The sequence below is a fragment of the Ruegeria sp. YTSA105 genome (assembly GCF_059610225.1).
On the sequence record NZ_JBXWNE010000003.1, the window covers coordinates 35,202 to 59,747 of the forward strand.

A 24,546-nucleotide genomic window follows, 5' to 3' on the forward strand; every position below is an offset into this window, starting at 1 on the left:
TATCAGTTAGAAACGTGAACTCAGCGTTGCTCTCACGTACCGCAAACATGGTTTGGGTGGCATTTTGGGTAACAGCAGACGAATTTTGTGTTCAAAAAGAACTGGGAATCGTCACGAAAAAGCGGGAAACGCCACACGCCGCAACCAGTCCCATTTCGCTCCAAGAGTTGAGATGCAGGCTCTCAGGGGCACCGGTGTAATCGCTAACTTACCCGCCGGTACCGAAGAAGTTGAGTAGACTTCTTAGTGATCAAGACGAAAGCAGCTTTGCACACACAGCCTTTCTTTCTCCATTTACAAATAATAACATTCATTTTATTGATTGTGTATGGATGGAAATGCATTTTCTCGCCGCACTTTCTTGTACAGCGCCGCTTGCCTTGGGATGCTTGGCACTCAATCCAGGATCGTGAGGGCCGAGTTGCAACTCGGCTCTTCAGCTCGGATTTCAACCGTATCAGACGGCTACCTGTCATTGCCACCGGAAATGGTCTTTGGGTACATGCCGAAAGAAGAACTCGAGCAGCTTCTGAATCGCAATCGAGTGGACGCGACCAAGTACGAGCCAGAGTGCAACGTGGCGCTCTATCGTGATGGTAAAAACACGGTATTATTCGATGTCGGAGCTGGGCCGGATTTCATGCCTACGTCTGGCAAACTTATGGAAACTGTTGAAACAATCGGCCTGTCGCCCGAAGACGTTTCGCACGTGATTTTCACCCATGCGCATCCGGATCACATCTGGGGCATTTTGGATGACTTCGACGACCTGCTTTTCCCCAACGCGACGCATCACTTTGGCCGTAAAGAGTGGGATTATTGGTGGAACCCTTCAACGGTGGATTCAATAGGAGAAGATCGCGCTGCGTTCGCTGTAGGCGCGAAGCGCCGGATGGAAGAAATTGAGGATCAGGTGGCGTTCTTTGACGACGGACAAGAGATCCTTCCAGGCATTGCCGCCCGTGCAAGCTTTGGGCACACACCCGGCCACATGGCGTTTGAAATCCGCAGCGGCAGTGAATCCGTGATGATTGTCGGCGACGCGTTGGGAAATCCACACGTGGCTTTTGAACGGCCTGATTGGCACAGTGGCACGGATCAGGATCCACAGGCAGCTGCAGCAACTCGTAGTTTGCTGCTAGATCAGATTTCTCGCGAGCAAATGAAGATAATTGGCTTCCACCTGCCGAATGGTGGAATCGGCCGGGTCGAAAAAACTGGCTCTGCGTATAAGTTCATTGGAGAACCAACATGATACGAACGCTTGCGATTTCCTTGGCCTTGGCCGCACCAGCTTGGGCAAGCGAGGAAATTGCAGACCAATATCCGCAAAGCGTGCTGTATTCCAAACCGGTCGAGTATATCCCTGGCGTCTATTCCGCCATTGGCGCAACCGCCCCACCGACCTACGAGAACTCTGGTCACAACAACAACCTCAGCTTCATTGTAACCGGTGAAGGTGTAGTCGTCATAAACGGCGGTGCAGCCTATGTCCTTGCCGAAGCGCTTCACAAGGAAATTCAGGCCATCACGGATCAGCCGGTCAAACTTGTCTTCAACGAGAATGGCCAGGGGCACGCGATGCTCGGCAACGCTTACTGGTCAGAACTCGGCATTCCGATCATCGCACATTCAGAAGCAGCGGCTGAATTCGAGGAATATGGCCCGCAAATTCTGCAGGGAATGCAGCGATACAATCAGGACAAGGCAGACGGAACATTCCTGGCTGGCCCAACCGAGACATTCGATGATGAGTACGTGGTTGAGATGGGTGAATTCCGGATTGAGGCAAAGTACCTCGGCCCTGCCCATAGTCCCGGCGATATCTCGATCTGGTTGCCAAACCAAGGCCTTGTCATTGCGGGCGACATGGCGTTTCACGAACGCATGCTGCCAATCTTTCAAGACACCTATACAGCGGATTGGCTTGAAACTTGGGACACCGAATTCGAGGCTTTAGATGCCACTTATGTGATACCGGGACACGGCCATCCTACGAACATGGATCAGGTGCGCCGCTATACACGCGACTACCTGATATATCTGCGCGGCAAGATTCAAGAGCATATGGATGCAGGAGGTGATCTGGCTGAGGCTTACTACGTCGATCAGTCACCTTATGCCAACCTGGACACGTTTGAAGAACTGGCCACGAAAAATGCAGGGCGCGTTTTCGAACAGATGGAGTTCGAGTAGCTCAGGAATGTTGCGAAACAGGGATTAGCATCAATAGTCTATGCGTGCTGATCGCCCCAACCCACATGAAAAATACGGCAACCCATGCGGTCAATGACAGGGCGGACCCTCCTGAAAGCCCGGCACCCACCGCGCAACCTCCCGCCAGCATGGCCCCAAACCCCATGAGAACAGCCCCTACGAGGTAGCGTTCCATCGGAGTATCCGAGCCAAATCGTTCGATCCTCCACTCCCCTGCAGTCAAGGCTGAGCCTGCCGCGCCGATTACTACGCCTGGGACAAGGCCGATACCGAAGGACAACACAACGTTTCGACTTGCAACCAACGCCATTAGTGTGTCCGTGGCCGGTCCGGTAAACGTGACTGAAGACACAGGCACGACTTCAAAAGATGCTTGCGCGATGGCAAATGTTATCAACCAGCCGAGCGCCACAGCCAGGCCAACTCCTGCGGCCGCTATGATCCTTATAGGCGCGACTTTCCGGTGGGACGCAAAGACAATGGCCGACACCAATCCCAACGCTGCAACGGCTGTATAAACCGTTGGCGAGAACCCAAGTATTTCTGAAAGATCACGCGGCTCGCCTCCTGGGACAGCCCAGATACCAGACAGCAACTCGCGGGCGGGACTAAGAACACCTGTGTAGGCGGCTTGAGCCACTAAGGTCAAAACCAACCCCGTAACCAGGGCGCGCAGATTACCGCAGGAGGCTAATACCAAAAGGCGAGATGCACATCCACGCGCCAGAACCATGCCTGCGCCGAACATCGCTCCACCAATTACCGCGCCGCTCAGGCTACCTGTCGACGCGATTGCACGTGTCTCGGAAAGGTCTAGCCACTCAAACGCGATAAGCACCTGCACCAAGGCTAGCGCAGTGGTGAAGGCGATCAGCCAAACGGCCAAGCGGGGACCTAACTCGCCTTCGGCGACTTCGACTGCCGACGCTCTTAAACAAAAGTGAGACTTCTGAGCCGTCACGCCAAACAAGATACCGACGAGCACTCCGGCAAATGCCAAGGCGCCAGAGTCTCCCAACAGATCGATGAGTCTCTCCATCAACAGAAACTCTCACTTCGTAGCGTGTGCATCCTTGTCTTCGGTCAAGTTGTCATTGCGCGACCATTGGCCTGCGCGCCAACTGGCATTGCGTCCACAACTCACCCAATGCAGATACCAGTCGATCCACGTCTTCAGTAGAATGCATCGGCGACGGTGTAATCCGTAGACGCTCCGTTCCCTTGGGAACGGTTGGATAGTTGATCGGCTGGATGTAAATTCCATAGTCACGCATCAGTACATCAGAGATGAAGCGACACTTAACCGGATCGCCGACCATGACCGGAATGATGTGACTTGGGTTCGGAGTATGGGGAATACTCAGTTCGTCCAGCCTGTCTCGAACTTCGCGCACTCGCTGCTGGTGCAGATATCGTTCCGCATTGCTTTGCTTCAGGTGCCGAACCGAGGCTGCCGCACCTGCGGCTACGGCCGGAGGCAATGCAGTGGTAAAGATAAACCCGCTGGCAAAGGACCGGACGAAGTCCACAAGCTCTTTCGACGCCGCGATGTATCCACCGACGACACCGAAGGCTTTGCCTAATGTCCCCTCGATAACGGTTAGGCGATCCATCAGGCCTTCACGTTCGGCGATGCCACCGCCGCGCGGTCCATAAAGCCCTACGGCGTGAACCTCATCCAAATAGGTCATCGCGCCATAGCGATCCGCCAGATCACAGATCTCGGCAACTGGCGCGATATCACCATCCATGGAATAGACGCTTTCGAACGCAATGAGCTTTGGTGCGTTGGCTGGTATGTCAGCAAGCTGCCTTTCAAGGTCTGCAATATCATTGTGCTTCCAGATCCGTTTTTGACAACGGCTGTGGCGAATTCCCTCAATCATCGAGGCATGGTTCAACTCGTCTGACAGTACGGTGATACCAGGAATGCGGGAGGCCAAAGTTCCCAAAGCCGCCCAGTTTGAAACGTAGCCGGACGTAAATAGCAATGCCGCCTCTTTGCAGTGCAAGTCGGCTAGTTCCTGTTCCAGCAAAACGTGCTCATGAGTGGTTCCAGAGATATTCCGCGTACCACCCGCCCCGGCACCACACTCATCAATCGCTTGGTGCATTGCTGCAAGAATGCAGGGGTGTTGACCCATGCCAAGATAATCATTTGAGCACCAGACAGTGACTTTTTCGGGACCGTCTTCTGCGTAATTGCGCGCGGTCGGGAATGCACCGCATTGCCTTCCGAGATCCGCAAAGACCCTATAGTTCCCTTCATCTTGAAGCTGGTCCAGTTGATCACGAAAAAACTGCTGATAGTTCATTTCAATTCCCTACGGCCTCTTCGACGATCTCGGATAACAGAGTCTGAACCTTTTGCATTGGCCCGTCAGGGTAGCCTCGATATCCCACCATCACGCCACTGTCGTCCTCGGCTACAAAAATCCCGTAGGGGCAGAATCCGATATTCATAGGGTCGGCTTCCATCACCTCGCGCGAGGTTTTTGCCGAGCAGAAAATGAAGATGTCTGCGGCCGCAAATATCTGCTTGTCACTGCCGACATCAGCGCCCGTGCGATTCAACATGTCGCCTACGTGGCTTACATGGTCGATGACCAGTCCCTGTCCGACAATCGCGGACTCGACGGCGAAGGTTGCATCATCAAAACTGCCGTCAAATGGGGCGGTGATGATCTCTTCCGCAAACGCATGGCTCACCAGAACATTGGAAAACGCGGCTACAGCGATAAAGTGTTTCATGATTTTAATCCTCCTCTTGAACCGCATCTTCTCAGATTGCTCATCAAGGTCTTTGACACCAGTCAAAACCCCTGAATACCTTAACCGAACATGTCTGAAGTGATACCAGCGTACCAACCCAGCGACTCTTCATAAGTTGCTTTTCTCAAGTCCGCATCTTCGCCGGTCTGGCTGATAAAGCCGTCCACTTTGGCAATCTTTTCGGGAGTCGCTTCGTAAGTTGCGCCAACCTTGACGCCATCATCGGTGTCGATGAGCGACCAGCACGTGTTGGAGAACTTGGCCGGAAACACTTTGGACCCGGTCAACGCACCTCGCACGGCATTCGCACAGACTTTCGCCTGACTGTTGGCCGAGAAGCCGGATTTGGGCATGTCACCCTGTTGGCTGGCGTCACCAAGAACGTAGATATCCAGGTCGGCTTTGGAGGACATATCCGCGGCGTTCACGGGTGCCCAGTTGCCATCGGTCACCCCTGCCATTTCCGCAATGCGTCCGGCTTTCATCGCTGGGATCACGTTGCAGACATCGACCTTGGTTTCTTCGCCGTCGATAGTAACGGTCATTGCATCCGGGTTTACGGCGACATTGCCGCCGCCGAAATCTTCGCCAATCCAGTCAACCATTCCTTCGTAGTGGTTGGCCCAACCCTCTTGGAACAATGACATCTTGGAAAACTTCGGTTTCGGGTCGGCAACGATGATCTTTGCTGTCGGGTTGTTCGCCTTCAGAACATGCGCAACCATTGAAACCCGCTCATACGGTCCGGGTGGGCAACGGTACGGATTCGGTGGCGCGACCATTGCGAATGTACCGCCTTCGGGCATTGCCATGATCTGCGCCTTGAGAAGCTCGGTCTGAGATCCAGCCTTGTAGGCATGCGGCATTTTATTTTGCGCCGAGACGTCCCAGCCCTCGACCGCACCATCAACAAAGTCGATACCCGGGCTCAGGATCAGCTTGTCATATGGAACGGATCCGCCACCTGCCAAGGACACCGTCTTGGCATCGCGATCCACCCCTGTGGCCCAATCATGCACCACGTTGATGCCGTAGTTCGCGGCAAGCGTGCCATAGCTGTGGGCAATGTCCGAAAGCTCCTGAAACCCTCCCAGATACAGGTTTGAGAAGAAACAGGTGTAATAGGTCCGCGACGGCTCGATCAACGTTACGTCGATCTCACCCCTGCTGTCTTTTGCGATGTAGCGCGCAGCAGTTGCACCGCCCGCACCGCCGCCGACAACTACCACGCGTGGTTTGCCTTGCGCCAACACCATCGGTGCCGATAACCCGGCTGCTACCACCCCGGCGGCTCCAAGAAATACTCGTCTATTTAGCGTCATCGCGTTTCCTCCTCTTGGACACAGTCACTATGGATTATTGAAGTAGGCAGCCAATGCCGCGATCTCGTCATTGCTCAGCCGTCCGGCAATCATTCGCATGACCGGGTGTGGCCGCTGTTTGTCTTTATATGCGTGCATGGCGACCACGAAGTCTTCGTCAGGCCAGTACACGATCGAGGGAATGCCCTCATCACCTCCGTCGATCTGATGGCACGTTGTACATTCGCTGCTGAGATATGCGCCGTACTCCGGATCTCCTTGAATCGCCAAGATCGCGGGGTCGATAGAATGATCCGTGCCCTTCGCCGTCGGGTCCGCTTCTGGGATGTCCTGAGGATTGTCGGAAAAATCCCGCAAATAGGCGATCACGTTGGCGCGGTCTTCCGGGTCTTTCAGGCCACCAAAACTCATCCTGGTGCCTGACGCGAATGCACGTGGGTTTTCGATGTACGCAGACAGTGTGTCAGCGTGCCACTCCAGACCCGAGCTACCCGCGCGCGCAAGGCTTTTGGAATAGCTAAAGCCATCCAGACCAGCTGCCCTGCGCCCAAAAATCCCATTCAGATGCGGACCGATTTTGTTTTCGGCCCCTTTTCCAACCTGATGACAGCCTTTGCATTTGGCAAACACGGCTTTCCCTGCCTCAGCATCGCCAAGGTCTTCTGCAGCGTATGTCGATGAAGCAGTAGCCCCAAAGAACGCGGCACAGACAAGCGCGTTCGACCAACGCATCGTCAACTTCCAAACGTCTTTAGATAGATGATCAAAGCTTCGATATCGTCCTGTTTTCTGAGACCTGCAAAAGACATCCTTGTGCCTTTCATGTATTCCTTGGGCTTCGCAAGAAAGGCAGCCATTTCTTCATCGGTCCAGACTAGTCCTGCCTCCGCAGACGCCTGCATCGCTTTGGAGTATTTGAAGCCCTCGACCGATCCAGCATTAGCTCCGATTACCCCGTTCAGAGCAGGCCCAGTGCTGTGCTTTGCACCTTCACCAATTTGATGGCAGGATTTACACTTCTTAAAGACTTTCTCTCCGGCAGCAGCCAGTTCTGTAACCTCGTCTGTCACTTCGGTTTCTTGAGCGGCCGGTATGGCTGCGGCCTCTTCATCAGGCTTTGGCGCTGCAGTTGGAATGAACGAGGGGCCTTCTGCCGAAAACGTCGGCAACTCATCCGGGCTGGCATTATTCATGACCGAGTTCGAACCACCCTCCGCGGGAGTCTCAACCAGAAAAACAGAACGCATCGTGACGGCGGTCTCTGCCTTGCAGTTCTCCATGCAAGGCTCTTTGCGCCATTCAGTGTATTCGGTCTCGGGTCGTACATCGACTACGAAACCGTCCATATTGTACATTTTGAACTCGGCGAAGTTTTCGTTGTTCAGCTCGAAATCGTCATCCACCAAATCATTGGAGTAGAGGATGTATGCGACAATTGCGTAGGTCTCATCCGCTGTCAGCGTGCCCGCTTCACCAAAGGGCATTGAGCGGGAAATGTAATCCCAGGCAGTCGACAAATGTGGCCAATATGACCCAACGGTTTTTACAGGATCTTCGTCTGCAAGCGTGTCAAACCCACCGGCCAGAACAGGCCAGTTATCGGCACCTTCGGCAAATTCACCGTGGCACGACGCACAGCGGGCCACAAACACCTCTTCTCCGGTCCAGACGTCGCCTAAACCTACGGGTAGGCCACGCCCATCAGGCAAGACGTCAACGTCCCAGGCCGCGATCTCTTCCTTCAGTGCCGACCGCCCAAGCCCAAGGCTACTCTCGCGGATGGGCGCGGATGCGGTCAAGTTCGCACCATTGGCGACCCGTTCTGCCGCCGCTGCCCGGATTTCTTCGACTTTGATCTCCAGTTCGGCTGCTCGTTTGGATTCTGCTTCCGCATTCTCCTGGGCAACTGCTGCATGCGCCTCAACCTGCCCTATCCGGGTCTCCAATATCTCAATCTTCGAGTGGCCGTAGTTTCGGTTCGCGAAAGACACAGCTACCGCAAGCACCAACGCCGTACCGCCAAATACGGGCAGGAAAACATGACTAAGAGACTTCAACATTCTCGGCGATCCCTTCTGCGCTCACGTACCAAGTCTGGATACAGTTGTTGTGGTAGACCGAGTTTTCTCCGCGTTTTTCACGCAACTGGTCTTTGGTTGGTTGAACATAACCGGTCTCGTCTATTGCCCGGGCCTGCAAGAGCATTGGCACCCCGTCCCAGTTCGTATCGAGATAGAAACGTGTAAGAGCCTTGGTGTCGCCCTGCTTACCAAGACGCGCTGTCTCCCATGTGATCCCACCGTCCTTTGACACATCGACCCGTGTAATTTGTCCGTGGCCTGACCAGGCAAGCCCGGAAATGACCAGCGGACCCGGTCCGTGTTTGATCGGCATTTGCGGGCTGGGTGAGGTGATGACAGACTTAGCATCCATCACCCAAGTCCATTTCTGGGCCGTGCCATCGACGTAAACATCGGTGTATTTTGATGTTTCTTCGCGGCTTTCGACCGCCATATCGACAACCTCGATCCGGCGCAGCCACTTGACCCACATGTTGCCTTCCCAACCCGGCACCACGAGACGCACAGGGTACCCATGCTCCATGCGCAGCGCTTCACCATTCGCCTTGAATGCAACCAACACGTCATCCAGCGCTTTTTCCATCGGGATAGAGCGGCCATTGGACGACGCATCTGCGCCCTCAACATAGACCCATTTGTCAGGTGAGATGTCGGCACCTGCTTCCTGCAACAGCGCGCGCAGCGGAACACCGGTGTATTCCATGTTGTGAATCATGCCATGAGTAAATTGGACGCCGTTGAGTTGCGCACCAGCCCACTCCATACCTGTGTTCGCCGCACATTCGCAGAAATACACGTGGTTTTCGCGCGGGAACCGCTCAATGTCTTCGTATGTAAAGACAAGCGGGCGATCAACCAGCCCGTTGATCATCAGGCGGTAGTCCTCCTTGCGCAGCTCGATCGCGCCTGAATGGTGACGCTCAAAGGCGCATCCCTGCGGAGTGATCGTACCATCGAGCGCGTGGATCGGCGTGAAGTTGATCGACGAAATCGGAGAGGCGGTCAACCATTCCACATTGCGGCGCACGACATGGGATTCAAAGCTGATCGGCATGCCATAAGGCGTCTCATCAACACCTGCCCCCGTATAAGATGCCCAATCCTGAAGCTCTGTTATCAGTGGGTCGGGTGTTTCTGCCGCTGCCGCACCTGCAACGGATCCTGCGGCGACCGCGGCACTGCCTTTCAGGAAGGCCCGGCGGGACGGTTTGAACGCGTCATCCATATCTCTTAGGTCTCCATCGGTTTCTTAAGCGCCGATTACTTCGACACTGGTGTTCTCTTGCACCGTTACGGTGCCAAGGTTGCGAACATGGTTTTCGACGACATCCCAAATCGGCGGGCCCTCGGTGCCTTCGTTGACGCTGGCCCAACCGGCCACGACATAGGACTTGGCCGGGTCGATCGCCTCACCGGTTTTCAACAGCGTCATGTCGCTGATCCTCTGCCCCTGCGGCTTGGTTACGTCGATCCGATAACCCAGCCCGCCAACGCGGACCATGTCGCCACCCTGCTGGTAATAGGGGTCGGGATTGAACAGGTTGTCGCCGACATCTTCCAGGACGACATGGATGAACTCCCCGGTCATTTCTGTGCGATAGGCGTTCGGATAGGACATCGAGGTGACGTTCCAAATATCCTCGCGCGTTATTTCCTGCCCCGGCAGGATTGACGGCCCCCAACGGACGCCGGGCGACATTGCGATATCTGCCTCACGCTCATTGATCAGAGCATCGCAGATCAGGTCATCCCAAGTGCCGTTGAAGTTGCCGCGGCGGTACAGCAACGAGTCCGTTTTGCCGATCACCTCACTCAGCGCCGCCTCATAAGGCGCGCGCTGATCATTTATCAGAGCAGTGATCGCAGGATCTGGTGCAATAACATCAGAGAAAATCGGGATAAGCTTGTGCTTTAGCCCCATCATCTGCCCATCGCGCACGTCGAGATCTACACGGCTGACGAATTTGCCGTTCGATCCAGAGGCGATGATATGCGTTTCACCCACCAGAACCGGCTCGGGCAGCGCGTCATGGGTGTGGCCACTGAGGATAACGTCTATCCCCTGAACACGACCCGCCATCTTCTTATCCACATCAAAGCCGTTATGGCTTAGGACAACAACGACATCGGCGCCGGCATCGCGAACTTCGTCCACCATTTCCTGCATGTTCTCATCCCGTATCCCGAACGAGTATTCGGGGAACATCCATCCCGGATTTGCAATCGGCATGTAAGGGAAGGCCTGTCCGATCACCGCAATCTTGGAACCGCCCCGATCAAAGAACTTGTAGGGTTTGAACATCTCTGCGGGCTCATCCCATTCCGCGTCAAAAATGTTCTGCCCCAAGGCGGCAAAAGGCAAACCTTCGACAATCTCATTGACACGATCACTGCCCAACGTGAACTCCCAATGGAAAGTCATCGCATCGGGTTTCAGCGCATTCATGACGTTGACCATGTCCTGACCGGCCGTCTGATAGCAGGTGTAAGAACCGTGCCAAGTATCACCCCCGTCAAGAAGCAACGCATCAGGACGGTCCGCTCGAATGGCGTTGATGACAGTTGAGACCCGATCCAAGCCACCCACCCGACCGTAGGTCTTGGCCAGTGACTCAAAATCGGTGTAGGTCAGCGCATAGGCCGACGGGCTTCCATCTTCTATCCCGTATGCCTTGCGGAACGCGGCGCCAGTAACATGCGGCATCTGTCCTCTTGCATCGCCAATACCAAGATTGACTTCGGGTTCACGGAAATAAATTGGTTTGAGTTGCGCGTGAATGTCGGTGACATGAATCAGGCTGATATTGCCAAAGGTCTCGAACTCTAGCAGTTGATCCTGCGTTAGACTTTGCTGCGCAGCAAGCTTGGCCCAGTTGCCAAACCCGGACGCTCCGAACAGAGCCGAGGCCGCCATTGAAACCTGCAAGAAGTCACGTCGAGAAATCATCTATCAGCTTTCCTTTTACACATATATATGTGTGAATGTTATATAAGTGAAAAACCCGCTCCGGGCATTGCCCAGGCGGGTCATTCGTTATTGACGTACAGCTGGGGTTTCGACTGAAAGCCCGTTGCCACGCGAAGCGACATAGAGCTCCAGTGCCCGGAACTCGTCCGACCCTTCGGCAAAGGTTTCCGCACGTGTATCGCGAATACAACCGCGGAACCGATTGTGGCGCGAGATCAGTTTGGCCTGCTTCAAACGATAGGTAGGGAATCCATTTATCATACCCTGGCTCAGGTGATCCGCTCGGATCATATTGCCCCAGTTTTCTTCATGACAGTTGGCACAGCTCAGTTCCAACTGACCGTAGCGGGTATAATAGATTTCCTTTCCCTGTTCCCAGAATGGCGCGGCATCACCATCAATAGCAACGTTCATGGGCATCCCGCGTGACTGCAGGCCGATCAATGCGACCATACCCTGCATGTCACCACCAGACCATTTCCAGGCATCGGCCTCCATGCGATCGGTACGGCACTTGTTGATCAGATCTTCCATAACCACCAGCTCGCCGCTTTCAGCATCGACCTTGGGCATGGACGCCTGCAATCCTTTGAAGCTTTCCACTCCATCATGGCACGAGGCACAACTTTCACCTGCAGCACCATCAACTGCCTCATAGAGGTCGGCTGCCTGATCGACGAAGATCATTGCCGGATTGTCAAAATCATCAATCTGCAGTGCCTGAGTTTCATCTGTGCGGAAATGCCAACCCGAATAGACCGTGTCCAAATTCTCCAGATGCGCCGAGGCCTCGGTGACCGAGGTCATATTCAGCTCGTCATTGATCACAAGATTATCTTCGTCCGGTCCAGCCATTGCTGCCACTGGGAAAGCCAGAACAGCCGCGATCGCCGTAAGTGCCTTGGTATTCATTACGTTCCTCCCTTGGTGGGCCAGCGCCAGAAATCACAACCAGCGCTAGCCTTCCTTAGTGGTCGAGCCGTCAGGCGATCTCGATCGTTTTCTTCTCGTCGTAAACTGAGCCATCATCATCGTACCAGGTGAAGACAAACTCACCGGCCTCGGGCACGGTTGCTTCGAACTGGAAGTACGGATTTGTCGAAATCGCAGGCTCCATAGTCACATCAATCACCATTTCACCGTTAAACTCGCAGGTGAAACGGTTGATGATCGAGCGCGGGATGACGTTGCCTTCTTTATCCTTGCGCTGGCCGCTTTCCATCTTGTGGCTGATCAGTGTCTTGATCGTAACAGCTTCGCCAGCAGCGGCTGTCTTTGGAACCTTGACGCGGGGCTTTACACCGGATGCCATTGGTTAATCTCCTGTTCTTCAGGGCGCGTGGCGATTAACCGCCGCACCCTCCGATTGTCACTTTTACGGTCGCGGACGCTTTGGCAAAACTGCCATCTGCCATCTTCGCCACGGCAATGACATCCTGCGTTCCGGCAAGACGGATGCGGGTTGAAGCGGCTTGTTCAGCAGCCAGCGGGCCGAAATTGAACGTTGCCACGCCCGGTTCGGGGTTGCCTGCGGCCACGATCAGAATTGCAGCTGCGCCCGGAGCACTGACTTCGATTGGTACGGTGTTTCCGTTTTCCGCGATTTCCGGTGCCGTCAGTGTAACACCGCCATCAGCCACATCTGCCCCGCCTGAAAATGCGGAGATCGCATCTTCAGCAGCTGCATTCGCTCGTAGCGGCATAATTGTCAGGAACGCGGCGCCCAGCCCAAGGGCCAGAGTCTCGCGGCGAGAGAGTTCCATTTTCAATCTCCTTTGAATCTTCGAAAAGTCACGCCAGAAGGCGAGATTATTCCTCTTTCAGTGTCGCTAGAAACGCGACCACGTCCTCGATTTCCTGTGCAGTCAGGATCGTCGTTAAAGGCGCCGTTGGCGCTTTGCCCGTATAGGCATCGCCTGGACGGATATATCCGTCATCCTTGTAGAACGCCGGCATTACCGTGCCTTCGAACGTCATTTTTGCGTTTGCGACTAAACCGCGAAGCTCTGCTTCGGTCCAACGATCACCGGCGCCATCCAGCATCGGGCCAACCTCACCATGGAACGGAATGTCCGCCAAAGCTGAGACCGCGTGGCAGGCCACGCAATTACCTTTGGACTTGTCGCCAACGATGAGTGCGCCATTTGCCGCGTCCCCATTAACATCGGTCAGAGAGACCTCGATTGCACCATAGTCGTCATAGGGTACGTCTTTCGGACTTGTCTCTTCGGCAAATGCGGCAACGCCCATCATAGCGGATGCCAGTGTTAAGAGTCTCAGCTTCATGATCCCTCCCATTTGCTACCGCGCCTGTGGCGCTTTGCGACCCAAAGACTTTGTGCACCGTAGTCGACGAACATGGTTTATCGCAACATCAAATTCATCATAATGAATTTTTTTATCTGTAACGCCCAATCTCACTCCTGCGAAATATTGTTTCGCTCCTGAATGCGCCGCGCGTGATACCTTTGGAAATCTTCGCCATTATCAAGTTCATATCGCTTCTGATCGACCCAGGTGAAAAGGTCTAAGGTTGTTCCCTTGGAGAATGCTCCCGGCATTACAGCAACGGCAGCATCGATGGCTGAGGCAGCCTCGGGCACCTCTTCCGGCAGAAATACAAGCGTTGGGGTAAACAGAATCCCCCATTTGCGCATCAGCGCTCTCTGCTCATTCTCTTCTCCGTCAAAATCAGTGGCCGTGGTGCTTCCATGCAAATCCAGCTGGACGACAAAAAAGTTCTCTTCGATAAACGCCGCCAGGTCGGGCTGTGGGAAAACCTCTTCGTGCATCTTTTTACAGTAGATGCAGCCCCGTTGTTCAATGAACAAAACCAACCGCTTACCTTCACCTGACGCTTCTTCAAGATCCTCGCGAAGATCTTTGAACGTGTCACGCATCCACGGTGTTTTATGCAATCCATCGTCGCCCAGATCAGCAGCAGAGACTGCAGCCCCTATCATGCATGCGATCAAAACTGACAAAGTGCGTTTCATGTCTTCCTCCCGGATTAACCAATGGCCGCAAGCCAGGGCATATAGTCCAGCATCCATTGTGCGATGTGATTGATCGAGTTGGTTGCGATCAGGACCCCGAACAGGATCAACAGCCCCCCCATTGCCATTTCGATCTGCGGCAAGTGCTTCCTGAACCGCACCATCCATTGCATGAAGGGGCGAACCAAAAAGGCCGCCAGAACAAACGGTGCAGTCATTCCAACCCCGTAAACGAACAGAAGCCCCGCGCCCCGCCAAGCCGTTTCGGTTCCGGCCGCTGTAAACAGGATTGCAGCGAGCACCGGCCCAACACAGGGCGTCCAGCCAAAAGCAAATGCCAATCCAAGTACATATGCCCCAGTGAGGCTCACGTTTGATGTCTCGCCAATATCTGCACGTAACTGCCGATACAGGAACCCGATGCGAATTAACCCCAGGAAATGCAGGCCCATCGCTATGATGATGACTGCAGCAATCCAACGCAGAATATCGAAGTATTCTCGTACCAGCTGACCAAATATCGAAGCCGTGGCCCCGAGAGCCATAAAGATGGTTATGATTCCAGCCGCAAATGCGATTGCAGCAAGCGTTGCCCGGCGGCGAACCTCGCTGGAAATGGCGGATGTCGCTGTAATCTGCTCCATCCCGACCCCCGCCAGATAACTGAGGTAAAACGGCACAATTGGCAGGATGCAAGGCGAAAGAAAGGACAAAAGTCCGGCGACCAAAGCTCCTGCAAATGTAATGTCGAGCATGGTCAAACCTGTCCTGGCGCGCTATCATTCACACATTCAAAATTATAAAGATATGTCACTGCGGTCAATCGGAGCTTTGGATGCGCCACCTAATCCTACGTTTGCTTGCGATCACGTTGCTTGTTTTTCCCGTGGCTTTACGGGCCGAAATGACGCTTCTGATGGCAGAAGAAGATGGGTGCATGTGGTGCGCTCGCTGGGACTCCGAAATTTCAGAAATCTACCCTAAGACACCTGAAGGAAATGCCGCACCGCTTCGGCGTGTCGATATCCACGCAGCCATGCCTGACGACATCACATTGGAACGGCCTCTCTACTACACACCAACCTTTGTTCTGTTGGACAATGGCCGAGAAGTCGGACGAATCGAAGGCTATCCCGGTGAAGATTTTTTCTGGGGTGTGTTGGGCGTTTTACTGCGTGACGCCGGGATACTAATTGAGACCTCTGGATAAACTGCGGTATATTACATAAACTGTTTTGAATGCGTGAAGCCATGAAAGCGAGGCGATCTTGTTGGACAAATCTTCGAACCTGCCTGTGTTCTCCAAGGACATGTGCGCCGAAGACATGGACAGAATGATGGAGAATGCTCAGACCGCGTCAAATTTCCTCAAGGCCATCAGCCATGAGGGGCGCCTGATGATTTTATGTTATCTGTCGTCAGGGGAAAAATCGGTCACGCAGATGGAGGAAATGCTCTCAGCGCGTCAAGCCGCGGTATCTCAACAACTCTCCCGCTTGCGCTTCGAGGGCTTGGTGAAGACACGACGCGAGGGGAAAACGATCTACTACAGATTGGCTGATGATCGTTCGACCCAAATCCTGGAAGTCGTTTACGACCTTTTCTGCAGGGAGAAGTAGAAGCCGGTCAGAAAGCCGCCAGCTTTGGGAGGAGACTGGCAATGCTCGAAACATTGGGAGACACAAATACCGTTGCTCTGATCGGTTTGATTGGTGGCATCGTATTGGGATTGGCCGCACGCATCGGCCGTTTTTGCACGTTGGGTGCAATCGAAGACTACCTTTACGCAGATGATGACCGGCGGCTGCGCATGTGGGCAATGGCAATCGGTGTTGCGATTGTCGGCAGCCACACCGCTATGGCGTTGGGGGGACTTGACCCTGTCGGAACAAGGTATCTTGCGCAGACCTGGAACCCCCTCGGTTCGATCGTGGGGGGCCTCATGTTCGGATACGGAATGGCCATCTGCGGTAACTGCGGCTATGGTGCGCTGGCAAGGCTGGGAGGTGGTGACCTTCGATCATTCGTTATTGTTTTGATCATGGGTCTTTCCGCTTATGTCGTAATGTCCGGACCCCTCGCCTATCTGCGGGTATGGATATTTCCAGAGGAAATGGATCTCAATGGCCCCCAGAGCATTAGCTTTCTTGCCGAACGGTTGACCTCTATTCCAGCTTGGCTCATTGGCTCTGTTATCGGTGTGGCTTTGGTGTTTTTTGCTTTGGCAAGCCATCGCTTCCGCCGCACTCCGGCACAGGTGTTTTGGGGGTCTGTAGTTGGACTGGCAATCGTTTCGGGCTGGCTTGGCACGAATTGGGTTGCAACACATGGTTTCGATGGTGAGCCGGTGCAAACCCATACCTTCGCGGCACCCCTGGGTGACACAATATTCTACCTTATGACTGCGTCCGGAAACACTTTGTCCTTTGCGGTCGGATCAGTCTCCGGCGTTCTCATTGGCGCGTTTCTGGGGTCGTGGTCTAAGGGCCATTTCCGATGGGAAGCATGCGAAGATCCACGTGAACTCAAGCGACAAATGCTGGGCGCTGCGATTATGGGTCCAGGTGCGATCATCGCGGTTGGTTGCAGCGTCGGTCAAGGCATATCTGCATTCTCACTTCTGGCCTACAGCGCGCCCGTAACATTCGCTGCAATCTTTGCAGGCGCAGCACTTGGATTGAGACAGCTCGTGTCTGGATTGTCCTTCATAACTGAGCGTTGAGTTCACAGTTCAAATCAGCGGGAATCCGGGTTTGCACCGGTGCAGCTGATGCGCTGCACCAAGACCTAAAGAAACCCGGTTAATTTGTGATGGTGCTGGCGACTCTGCCATCACAAAAGCAAGCCAAAAACGCTCTCTTTCCGACTTTGTCCTCGATCTCGCTTCTAAGGACATACCAAGGCTTATCGAGCCCTTGCTTCAGCCTGTTCTCTGCGCCCTCAGAAGGTCGTGACAAACGCGCAAACGAAAAATGTGTTATGATGGCCCCTTAGAAAAGGGGGCTACTATGTACAATCCCGTATCATCTATCTCAAAATTTCGGATCGGCTTGTCGGCTTTGAACATCGCCGAACAGAAGTCAATTTTTGACTGCCTTCCCGCCACTGTTCAGGCGGCAGTGTGGCAAGACCGGCTTAGTGAAGGCATTGCGGCACTGTCTGACAGGTCTCAGTGCCGGTTACTTTCCGAGCTACAGGATTTACTCAATCCTGACTGCTACTCCGAAGACAAAGCGAACCATACGGCCACTTCTCGTCTTGAGGAGTTGTCGCCCGTGATCGAGAAGGTTTTTCCAGATCACTCGGTGTTTCATAAATATACGCAGCAACTCGGCGACAATGCTTGCGAAAGCCCGATTATCGAAATTGCCAAAGGCGCGCCGCCTACCTGCACATGTTCGTCTTCGAGATCCTGTATGTGGTGGCACAATGATTGTGGGGCAATGCAGGAATGTCTTGCCGGTGGGTGCAAGAAGACTAACGTTGGATGCGGGGTCCTGTGGCTTCAGACATGCGATGGCCTTTGCACTGGGAACTGGTGCTGAAGAACGCAGGAAAGCTCTACCTATTCTGGCAGCAAAGCTATTGCTTTCTTTGCCGAATTACAGGCCTGTGTTGAGGTCTAAATCAGGCGCGTCGCGCGTCACGGTGTGGCGATCAACTTTCCCGGATTTTTCGATCTGAACAATCAGAGATTCAGCACGTTGAAAGCGGTCAAAATAGGGAAAGGTGACGTGGTCCAGATGCGTCATGTCCTGGCACTGCATCTGATAGTCTGCCCTGAATTCGGTATGCACATTTGATCCGTTGTCTACGACCGGTCCCGACCCTTCACCAGACAGGGTGACATTGGCCGAGACAGTGAAACACCCCGCCTCTTCAGACAAACTGAACAGATCAAGGGGGTTGGACAATTCAGAAATGGCTCCGGCGACCGAGGCCTGATCGCCTTCGGTTTCCGCTGGGCCTTCGAACCCCAGGACGTCAAGACCAGGAACCACAAGGGAAATTGAAATCCCGGCTTCCGAAAAGGAAACCGCCAATCGTCCCTGCCCATGCTCGTGCTGATTTGCAACCTGGGACTGAGGCAACGCGTTTACCGGGAAAAGCGTTAATACAAACACTAAGAACTTCATGACCATGGAACCATCTGAAAAGAATCAACTAAGCGACTCTAAACTGAAAAAACATTCGCGCAATCGCGTCACGATACACCAAAGCCCACTAGAATTGGGTAGGAATGAGCTATTTTCGCTCACAATTTACCTGACTATAAAACTCAGGTTGACTTAGTTGACTATTTCTATCAGTTATTTGGTCGAGCGTCGCATCGCGCGAACCCATTGTTATCTGACAAGAAAGACTACCCCCCAATGAATACCCCCCTGATCCTGACAAGCGCCGTGGCTCTGATGACCGCCACATCTGCTTTTGCAACCGAGACCCCCTCGAAAGCAGATGTTCTGAATACCTACGCCAATATCGCCGAGGCGAAGTACGATGACAGCCTGATTGCAGCCAAATCGCTGCAGCGCGCCGTGACCGAGCTGATTTCCGAACCAAACGACGCAACACTGAATGCCGCCCGTTCCGCTTGGATTGCGGCCCGCGTCCCTTATCAGCAGACCGAGGTTTATCGGTTCGGAAATGCGATCGTTGATGATTGGGAAGGTAAAGTGAACGCATGGCCCCTGGATGAGGGCTTGATCGACTATGTAGAAACAACCTACGGCAGCCCGAGCGACGAGAATGAGTTCGCCGCATTGAACGTCATCGCCAACCCAAGCTTTGAACTTTCAGGCGAACCAATCGATGCCAACGACATCACCCCGGAACTGCTGTCGGGCACTTTGCACGAGGCAGACGGGATCGAGGCCAACGTCGCTACTGGTTACCACGCGATTGAGTTCCTGTTGTGGGGCCAGGACCTGAACGGCCACGGTGAAGGCGCGGGTAGCCGTCCATGGACGGACTATGCCCAAGGTGATGCCTGCACCGGCGGCAACTGTGACCGTCGCGCCCAGTACCTTGAGGCCGTGACTGAACTGCTGGTCACCGATTTGGAATGGATGGCGACCCAGTGGCAGGACGGAGGCGCGGCCCGAACCTCCCTGACCGAAAATGAGAGCGCAGGAATAAGCGCAATCCTCACCGGAATGGGCTCGCTGTCCTATGGTGAGCAGGCCGGTGAGCGGATGCGTCTTGGCTTGATGTTGAACGATCCCGAGGAAGAGCATGACTGCTTCTCGGACAACACACATAACAGCCACTACTATGATGGTCTTGGCATTCAGAACGTCTATTTGGGCAGCTATACCCGCATCGACGGAACTCCTGTCAGCGGCGCATCGCTTTCGGACTTGGTGATTGCCTCCGACCCATCGCTGGACGCCGAGATGAAGCTGAAGCTGGCCAACACGATGCAGGCGCTGGGTCGGATAAAATCCACAGCCGAGGCCGGGTTCGCCTATGACCAGATGCTGGAACGCGGCAACGAAGGTGGCGAAGTTTTGATCATGGGCGGTGTGAACGGGCTGGTGGACCAGACCAAGACAATCGAGCGGATCGTCACCATTCTGGACGTCGATCAGATTGAGTTCGAAGGTTCTGAAAGCCTGGACAACCCGACGGCTGTTTTCCAGTAAACCTAGCGGTTCGGGGGCGGAGGACTATCCCGCCCCCAACTTATTTTCGGCTAACTGACAGTATGCCGCAGGACACGCACTTAATAACTGACTAATATAGTCAGAATACAATCCAGAGCGCCACCTCCATGATCGTCTGCCATTGCACCAAGATCACAGACACCGAGATTCATGCCGCCATCGACTGGATGCGCGTTTCCGACCCTAGGGCAGTCATAACCCCTGGTAAGATCTATCATGCCCTTGGAAAATCAGCGGATTGTGGCGGATGCATGCCGCTTTTCCTAGACACCATGCGCGCCAGCGATAATCTGGAAGTCCCCATGCAGCTTTGTGCATTACGCACCAAGGCATCACAGGAGAGTGTAGATGAAGGGCGATCCCAAAGTCATAGAATACCTCAACAAATCTCTGCGGCATGAATTGACGGCAGTCAGCCAGTATTGGCTGCATTACCGTCTGCAAGAGGATTGGGGCCTGACCCACATGGCAAAGAAAAGCCGTGAGGAAAGCATCGAAGAGATGGGTCATGCCGACAAGCTGATCGAGCGCATAATCTTTCTGGAAGGTCACCCCAACCTGCAGAAACTGGACCCGCTTCGGATTGGACAGACCCCGAAGGAAACTCTGGAATGTGATTTGGCTGCCGAGAATGATGCGCGTGCCCTGTACGTTGAGGCCCGTGAATATTGTCGAGAGGCGGGCGACTACGTCACTATGTCTCTGTTCGAGAACCTGATCAGTGACGAAGAAGGCCACATCGACTTCCTCGAAACACAGCTTGATTTGTACGAAAGGATTGGCGAAGCCAATTATGCGCAACTTAACGCATCGAAAATGGACGAAGGCGAGTAAGCTCTCGCTTGTGGCGGTGGCTGCGATTGCAGCCACCCCGATCCTGTCCGCTGAACTGCAGGATCTGCATCTCAACTTCCAACCCAGAACCGAAGATGAAAAGGCCCGGATCGCGGATGTGATCGCCGCGCCCACGGATTTCGACGCCGCGCAACGGTTCGAGGACCTGCCCGCCGGTGCCGCAACCGTAAGGGCACGTCAGGACGCAGATGCATTTTCGCAACCTTCGGGCAATCTGAAATTCGAACAGGAACTGGATTTCAAGGTCGGCAACGGGCTGTTCAAGAAAATCTGGGTGTCTTCGCCTTCCTCGACCCTGGCCTCGGACGGTTTGGGGCCATTGTACAACGCGCGCTCTTGCCAACGATGTCACATCAAGGACGGGCGCGGCCACACACCAAATGGGCCCGATGACGGGGCTGTTTCGATGTTCCTTCGGGTCTCAATCCCCGGTGGCGGCGCAATCGATGAAATCGCGGACTACATCGCCACTCAGCCCGAACCCAATTACGGCGGGCAGATGCAGGATCTGGCCCTCGCGGGCCACCCCGCCGAGTACCGGCTGGACATCACCTATGAAAACCTTCCTGTCGCGCTATCAGACGGCGAAACGGTCATTCTCCGCAGCCCGACCTATACCGCGGCGGATCTTGGATATGGCCCGCTGCACCCCGAGGCGATGCTGAGCCCGCGCGTGGCCCCACAGATGATCGGTCTGGGATTGCTTGAAGCGATTCCGGTCGCGGACCTGCTGGCAAAGGCCGACCCGGACGACGCGGATGGCGACGGCATCTCGGGCCGTCCCAACATCGTTTGGTCAGCCGAATACGACGCGCCGATGATGGGCCGGTTCGGATACAAGGCCGGGATGCCCACGATCATGGAGCAATCAGCGGCGGCTTTTGCCGGGGATATCGGGATTTCGAGCCCGCTTTTCCCTACAGCCCATGGCGATTGCACCGAATTGCAGGCGGATTGCGTCACCGCTCCCCATGGCGACAACGACGACCGCGTGTTCGAGATTGACCAGCAAGGCATGGACCTTGTGGCGTTTTACAGCCGCAATCTCGGCGTCCCAGGGCGGCGCGACATTGATGACCCGCAGGTCCTGCGCGGCAAGCAGGTGTTCTTTGATACCGGCTGTGCCTCGTGCCACACGCCGTCTTATGTCACCCACCGGATGGACGACCGGCCCGAACACAGTTTTCAGCTGATCTGGCCCTATACCGATCTGCTGTTGCACGACATGGGCGATGGTCTGGCCGACAACCGCCCCGAAGCGCGGGCAACAGGCCGGGAATGGCGCACGCCACCTCTTTGGGGTGTCGGCCTGACCGAGCAGGTCTCGGGTCATACCCAATTCCTGCATGACGGGCGGGCGCAATCGCTGCTGGAGGCCGTTCTGTGGCACGGCGGAGAGGCGCAGACGGCGCGCGACACCGTTGTCTCGATGCCCAAACCCGACCGCGACGCTTTGATCCGCTTTCTGGAGAGCCTCTGATGCGTGCCCTCGGCCTGGCCATTGCCCTTATTCTGCCCCTGTCAGCCTTGGCGCAAAATCCCAGCCAGATCCTGACAGATGTTGTTGAAGGGCACATTCTCCCCGGATACGCACAGCTATCTGACGCAACAGCTGCGCTGGATGCGGCAGCGCAGGCGGATTGCACAGCCGCTTCACCGAACCTTCGTGCAGCCTATCACCTGGCATTCGACCGCTGGGTCACGGTAAGCCACTTGCGCTTTGGCCCCTCCGAGGTCGATGACCGCGCATTTGCGATGGCATTCTGGCCAGACACAAAAGGGTTTACACCCAAAACCCTATCCGGCCTGATTGCCACCCAAGACGCGGTGGTTGACACCCCCGAGGCTTATGCCGAGGCTTCGATCGCGGGACGCGGGTTTCTTGCACTTGAATTGATGCTATTCGACCCAGCCCTCGCGGATCAGGGCGACAGGGCCTATCGATGCGCTTTGATCCGGGCGATTGCTGCAGATATAAACCGCAATGCGAAGGCGATGGACCACGACTGGCAACCTTTCTCTGCCAACCTGACCATGCCCGGCGGAGACAGTCCTTACCGGTCTGCTGATGAGGCCATGCAGGAACTTTACAAAGCTCTGATCACCGGATTGGAATTCACTGCCGAAACACGCCTTGGACGCCCCATGGGCACCCTAGAGCGCCCCCGTCCCAATCGGGCCGAAGCGCGCAGGTCTGAACGGTCACTACGCCAGGTCGAACTGTCATTGATCACGCTGCGCGATCTGGCCACCGGGCTGTCCGCAGATCATCCGCAGATTGCCGCTGATTTGGATAATGCGTTCGACAAGGCTATCATCCGCACGCGTGAGTTAGACGACCCTACACTGGCCGGTGTCTCGACACCTTCGGGTCGGATACGGGTCGAAGCCTTGCAGCAGATGATCAACGACATCCACACGATTGCAGCAACCGAGCTGGGCCCGACCTTGGGTATCAGTGCCGGATTCAATTCGCTGGACGGGGACTAAGCCATGACAAGCCGCCGTCAATTCCTTGCGGGCCTGGCTGCAGCTAGCCTTGCCCCAACACAAGGTTGGTCGACTGTCGGCGCGCCAGATTTCCTGGCGGCGGCGCTGTTTCCGGACGGCACCTATCGGCTGGCGGGCCTGAGTTCTGAAGGCGGTATCTTATTCTCTCTCCCCCTGCCGGCGCGCGGCCATGCCGCTGCGGCGCATCCGTCACGCGCGCAAGCCGTGGCTTTCGCTCGCCGCCCTGGCACCTTTGGCGTGGTGATCGATTGCAAGAGCGGAACCCAAACCGCACGGATGGATGCTCCCAAAGGCCGCCATTTCTATGGCCATGGCGTGTTTTCCCGAGATGGAACCCATCTGTTCACCACCGAGAACGACTATGAGGCCGGTGAGGGTGTGATTGGCGTCTGGGACTCGGAGGACTACACGCGGTTGGGCGAGTTTTCTTCGGGCGGGGTCGGGCCGCATGATATGCGGATCATGCCGGATGGGGAAACTCTGATCATCGCAAATGGCGGCATTGAAACACATCCTGAAATGGGCCGAACCAAGCTGAATCTGCCCATCATGCAACCGCGCCTAAGTTATCTGAGTCTGTCAGGCTCGGTCCTGGAACAGATAGAGCTGCCCCGGACACTGCATAAAAATTCGATCCGGCACCTTGCCGTTCGATCCGACGGTCTGGTTGGGTTTGCAATGCAATGGCAGGGCAACAGGTTAACCCACCCGCCTTTGCTGGGACTGCACAAAAGAGGCGAGGCTCCGCGCCTGCTTGCAGCCCCGGAATCGGTGCAAAGTGCCTTGCAGGGTTACGCTGGCAGCATTGCTTTTGCCGGGGACGGCAAAACCATCGCCATCACCTGCCCTCGCGGCAACAATTTGCTCCGGTTCGACAGCTTGACCGGTCGACTTAACGACACGACCCTGCTTGAGGATGTCTGCGGCCTGGGTGCCGGGCCTTCCGGTTTTGTCTTCACCACAGGCACCGGGCTGGTCGGAGCGCTTACTGCCAAGGCCCGCATTTCCGCCCGACCGGATTGTCAGTGGGATAACCATCTGGTTCCCGTTGGTCTGCCTGTATAAATTCGGAAATACCCGTCACATAGATTACACTTGGACGAATCGAATTGCTGCCGTATTGGCGGGCGCGAAGCAGGCACCCTAGGTTAAGGACAG

At 55.1% G+C, this 24,546-nt stretch carries 27 protein-coding genes; 12 read left to right on the forward strand and 15 right to left on the reverse strand.

Annotated features, from left to right (window positions below; genetic code table 11):
• Positions 1 to 328 precede the first annotated feature (328 nt).
• Positions 329 to 1,255 carry an MBL fold metallo-hydrolase gene (locus AC2FH2_RS04995; protein ID WP_496823076.1) on the forward strand — a complete coding sequence of 309 codons (927 nt, stop codon included), beginning with the start codon at positions 329 to 331 and terminating at the stop codon, positions 1,253 to 1,255.
• The gene (locus AC2FH2_RS05000) at positions 1,252 to 2,196 is read left to right on the forward strand and encodes an MBL fold metallo-hydrolase (RefSeq protein ID WP_496823077.1); all 945 of its coding nucleotides are present in this window, start codon (positions 1,252 to 1,254) and stop codon (positions 2,194 to 2,196) included. Before AC2FH2_RS04995 ends, AC2FH2_RS05000 begins: the two co-directional genes overlap by 4 nt.
• Position 2,197: 1 nt before the next feature.
• Here AC2FH2_RS05000 and AC2FH2_RS05005 read toward each other — a convergent pair whose 3' ends face one another.
• From AC2FH2_RS05005 to AC2FH2_RS05070, 14 genes are all read right to left on the reverse strand, one after another.
• Positions 2,198 to 3,256 carry a YeeE/YedE family protein gene (locus tag AC2FH2_RS05005; protein WP_496823078.1) on the reverse strand — a complete coding sequence of 353 codons (1,059 nt, stop codon included), beginning with the start codon at positions 3,254 to 3,256 and terminating at the stop codon, positions 2,198 to 2,200.
• Between the two features lie 52 nt (positions 3,257 to 3,308).
• On the reverse strand, positions 3,309 to 4,532 hold the full coding sequence (gene hemA, locus AC2FH2_RS05010) for a 5-aminolevulinate synthase (RefSeq protein WP_496688781.1): 1,224 nt from the start codon (positions 4,530 to 4,532) through the stop codon (positions 3,309 to 3,311).
• Between the two features lies 1 nt (position 4,533).
• Positions 4,534 to 4,968, reverse strand: coding sequence for a DUF302 domain-containing protein (locus AC2FH2_RS05015; RefSeq protein WP_496823079.1), 435 nt, complete (start codon positions 4,966 to 4,968; stop codon positions 4,534 to 4,536).
• 80 nt (positions 4,969 to 5,048) lie between these two features.
• Positions 5,049 to 6,311 carry an NAD(P)/FAD-dependent oxidoreductase gene (locus tag AC2FH2_RS05020; protein ID WP_271948165.1) on the reverse strand — a complete coding sequence of 421 codons (1,263 nt, stop codon included), beginning with the start codon at positions 6,309 to 6,311 and terminating at the stop codon, positions 5,049 to 5,051.
• A gap of 27 nt (positions 6,312 to 6,338) precedes the next feature.
• Positions 6,339 to 7,043, reverse strand: coding sequence for a c-type cytochrome (locus AC2FH2_RS05025; RefSeq protein ID WP_142635858.1), 705 nt, complete (start codon positions 7,041 to 7,043; stop codon positions 6,339 to 6,341).
• Positions 7,044 to 7,045: 2 nt separating this feature from the next.
• Positions 7,046 to 8,371, reverse strand: a complete 1,326-nt coding sequence (locus AC2FH2_RS05030) for a c-type cytochrome (RefSeq protein WP_496823080.1) — start codon at positions 8,369 to 8,371, stop codon at positions 7,046 to 7,048.
• The gene (gene soxC, locus AC2FH2_RS05035; RefSeq protein WP_142635854.1) at positions 8,355 to 9,617 is read right to left on the reverse strand and encodes a sulfite dehydrogenase; all 1,263 of its coding nucleotides are present in this window, start codon (positions 9,615 to 9,617) and stop codon (positions 8,355 to 8,357) included. The genes AC2FH2_RS05030 and soxC overlap by 17 nt, the downstream gene beginning before the upstream one ends.
• 24 nt (positions 9,618 to 9,641) lie before the next feature.
• A complete protein-coding gene (gene soxB / locus AC2FH2_RS05040; protein WP_496823081.1) occupies positions 9,642 to 11,339 on the reverse strand; it encodes a thiosulfohydrolase SoxB in 1,698 nt (565 codons plus the stop codon).
• Between the two features lie 87 nt (positions 11,340 to 11,426).
• Positions 11,427 to 12,272 carry a sulfur oxidation c-type cytochrome SoxA gene (gene soxA / locus AC2FH2_RS05045; RefSeq protein ID WP_496823082.1) on the reverse strand — a complete coding sequence of 282 codons (846 nt, stop codon included), beginning with the start codon at positions 12,270 to 12,272 and terminating at the stop codon, positions 11,427 to 11,429.
• Between the two features lie 70 nt (positions 12,273 to 12,342).
• Positions 12,343 to 12,672 (reverse strand): thiosulfate oxidation carrier complex protein SoxZ, encoded by a 330-nt coding sequence (gene soxZ / locus AC2FH2_RS05050; protein WP_142635848.1) that lies wholly within the window; start codon positions 12,670 to 12,672, stop codon positions 12,343 to 12,345.
• A gap of 34 nt (positions 12,673 to 12,706) precedes the next feature.
• Positions 12,707 to 13,123 (reverse strand): thiosulfate oxidation carrier protein SoxY, encoded by a 417-nt coding sequence (gene soxY, locus AC2FH2_RS05055; RefSeq protein WP_142635846.1) that lies wholly within the window; start codon positions 13,121 to 13,123, stop codon positions 12,707 to 12,709.
• Between the two features lie 46 nt (positions 13,124 to 13,169).
• Positions 13,170 to 13,646 (reverse strand): sulfur oxidation c-type cytochrome SoxX, encoded by a 477-nt coding sequence (soxX, locus tag AC2FH2_RS05060; protein ID WP_142635844.1) that lies wholly within the window; start codon positions 13,644 to 13,646, stop codon positions 13,170 to 13,172.
• 131 nt (positions 13,647 to 13,777) lie between these two features.
• Entirely contained in the window at positions 13,778 to 14,356 is a 579-nt protein-coding gene (locus tag AC2FH2_RS05065; RefSeq protein WP_496823083.1) for a thioredoxin family protein, read from the reverse strand.
• Between the two features lie 14 nt (positions 14,357 to 14,370).
• Positions 14,371 to 15,111 carry a cytochrome c biogenesis CcdA family protein gene (locus AC2FH2_RS05070; RefSeq protein WP_496823084.1) on the reverse strand — a complete coding sequence of 247 codons (741 nt, stop codon included), beginning with the start codon at positions 15,109 to 15,111 and terminating at the stop codon, positions 14,371 to 14,373.
• An 80-nt stretch (positions 15,112 to 15,191) separates the two neighbouring features.
• On the opposite strand from AC2FH2_RS05070, the gene AC2FH2_RS05075 reads away from it, so the two are divergent.
• From AC2FH2_RS05075 to AC2FH2_RS05090, 4 genes are all read left to right on the forward strand, one after another.
• Positions 15,192 to 15,566, forward strand: coding sequence for a hypothetical protein (locus AC2FH2_RS05075; protein WP_271948177.1), 375 nt, complete (start codon positions 15,192 to 15,194; stop codon positions 15,564 to 15,566).
• Positions 15,567 to 15,666: 100 nt separating this feature from the next.
• Entirely contained in the window at positions 15,667 to 15,975 is a 309-nt protein-coding gene (locus tag AC2FH2_RS05080; protein ID WP_142635976.1) for an ArsR/SmtB family transcription factor, read from the forward strand.
• A gap of 41 nt (positions 15,976 to 16,016) precedes the next feature.
• Positions 16,017 to 17,078 carry a YeeE/YedE family protein gene (locus tag AC2FH2_RS05085; RefSeq protein ID WP_496823085.1) on the forward strand — a complete coding sequence of 354 codons (1,062 nt, stop codon included), beginning with the start codon at positions 16,017 to 16,019 and terminating at the stop codon, positions 17,076 to 17,078.
• Positions 17,079 to 17,364: 286 nt separating this feature from the next.
• Entirely contained in the window at positions 17,365 to 17,901 is a 537-nt protein-coding gene (locus AC2FH2_RS05090) for a bacteriocin fulvocin C-related protein (RefSeq protein ID WP_416383912.1), read from the forward strand.
• A 57-nt stretch (positions 17,902 to 17,958) separates the two neighbouring features.
• On the opposite strand, the gene AC2FH2_RS05095 is transcribed toward AC2FH2_RS05090, so the two are convergent.
• On the reverse strand, positions 17,959 to 18,480 hold the full coding sequence (locus tag AC2FH2_RS05095) for a ZrgA family zinc uptake protein (RefSeq protein ID WP_496823086.1): 522 nt from the start codon (positions 18,478 to 18,480) through the stop codon (positions 17,959 to 17,961).
• Positions 18,481 to 18,729: 249 nt separating this feature from the next.
• Here AC2FH2_RS05095 and AC2FH2_RS05100 point away from each other — a divergent pair, with 249 nt between their 5' ends.
• From AC2FH2_RS05100 to AC2FH2_RS05125, 6 genes are all read left to right on the forward strand, one after another.
• Positions 18,730 to 20,001, forward strand: a complete 1,272-nt coding sequence (locus tag AC2FH2_RS05100) for an imelysin family protein (protein ID WP_496823087.1) — start codon at positions 18,730 to 18,732, stop codon at positions 19,999 to 20,001.
• A 128-nt stretch (positions 20,002 to 20,129) separates the two neighbouring features.
• Positions 20,130 to 20,423, forward strand: a complete 294-nt coding sequence (locus AC2FH2_RS05105; RefSeq protein WP_142635828.1) for a (2Fe-2S)-binding protein — start codon at positions 20,130 to 20,132, stop codon at positions 20,421 to 20,423.
• Positions 20,371 to 20,856: a bacterioferritin gene (gene bfr, locus AC2FH2_RS05110; RefSeq protein ID WP_142635826.1), complete on the forward strand. Its 486-nt coding sequence runs from the start codon at positions 20,371 to 20,373 to the stop codon at positions 20,854 to 20,856. The genes AC2FH2_RS05105 and bfr overlap by 53 nt, the downstream gene beginning before the upstream one ends.
• A complete protein-coding gene (locus tag AC2FH2_RS05115) occupies positions 20,816 to 22,357 on the forward strand; it encodes a di-heme oxidoreductase family protein (RefSeq protein WP_496701608.1) in 1,542 nt (513 codons plus the stop codon). Before bfr ends, AC2FH2_RS05115 begins: the two co-directional genes overlap by 41 nt.
• Complete coding sequence (locus AC2FH2_RS05120) at positions 22,357 to 23,367, forward strand: imelysin family protein (RefSeq protein WP_271948190.1); 1,011 nt, start codon at positions 22,357 to 22,359, stop codon at positions 23,365 to 23,367. The genes AC2FH2_RS05115 and AC2FH2_RS05120 overlap by 1 nt, the downstream gene beginning before the upstream one ends.
• A gap of 3 nt (positions 23,368 to 23,370) precedes the next feature.
• Entirely contained in the window at positions 23,371 to 24,453 is a 1,083-nt protein-coding gene (locus AC2FH2_RS05125; RefSeq protein ID WP_496823088.1) for a DUF1513 domain-containing protein, read from the forward strand.
• Positions 24,454 to 24,546: the final 93 nt, after the last annotated feature.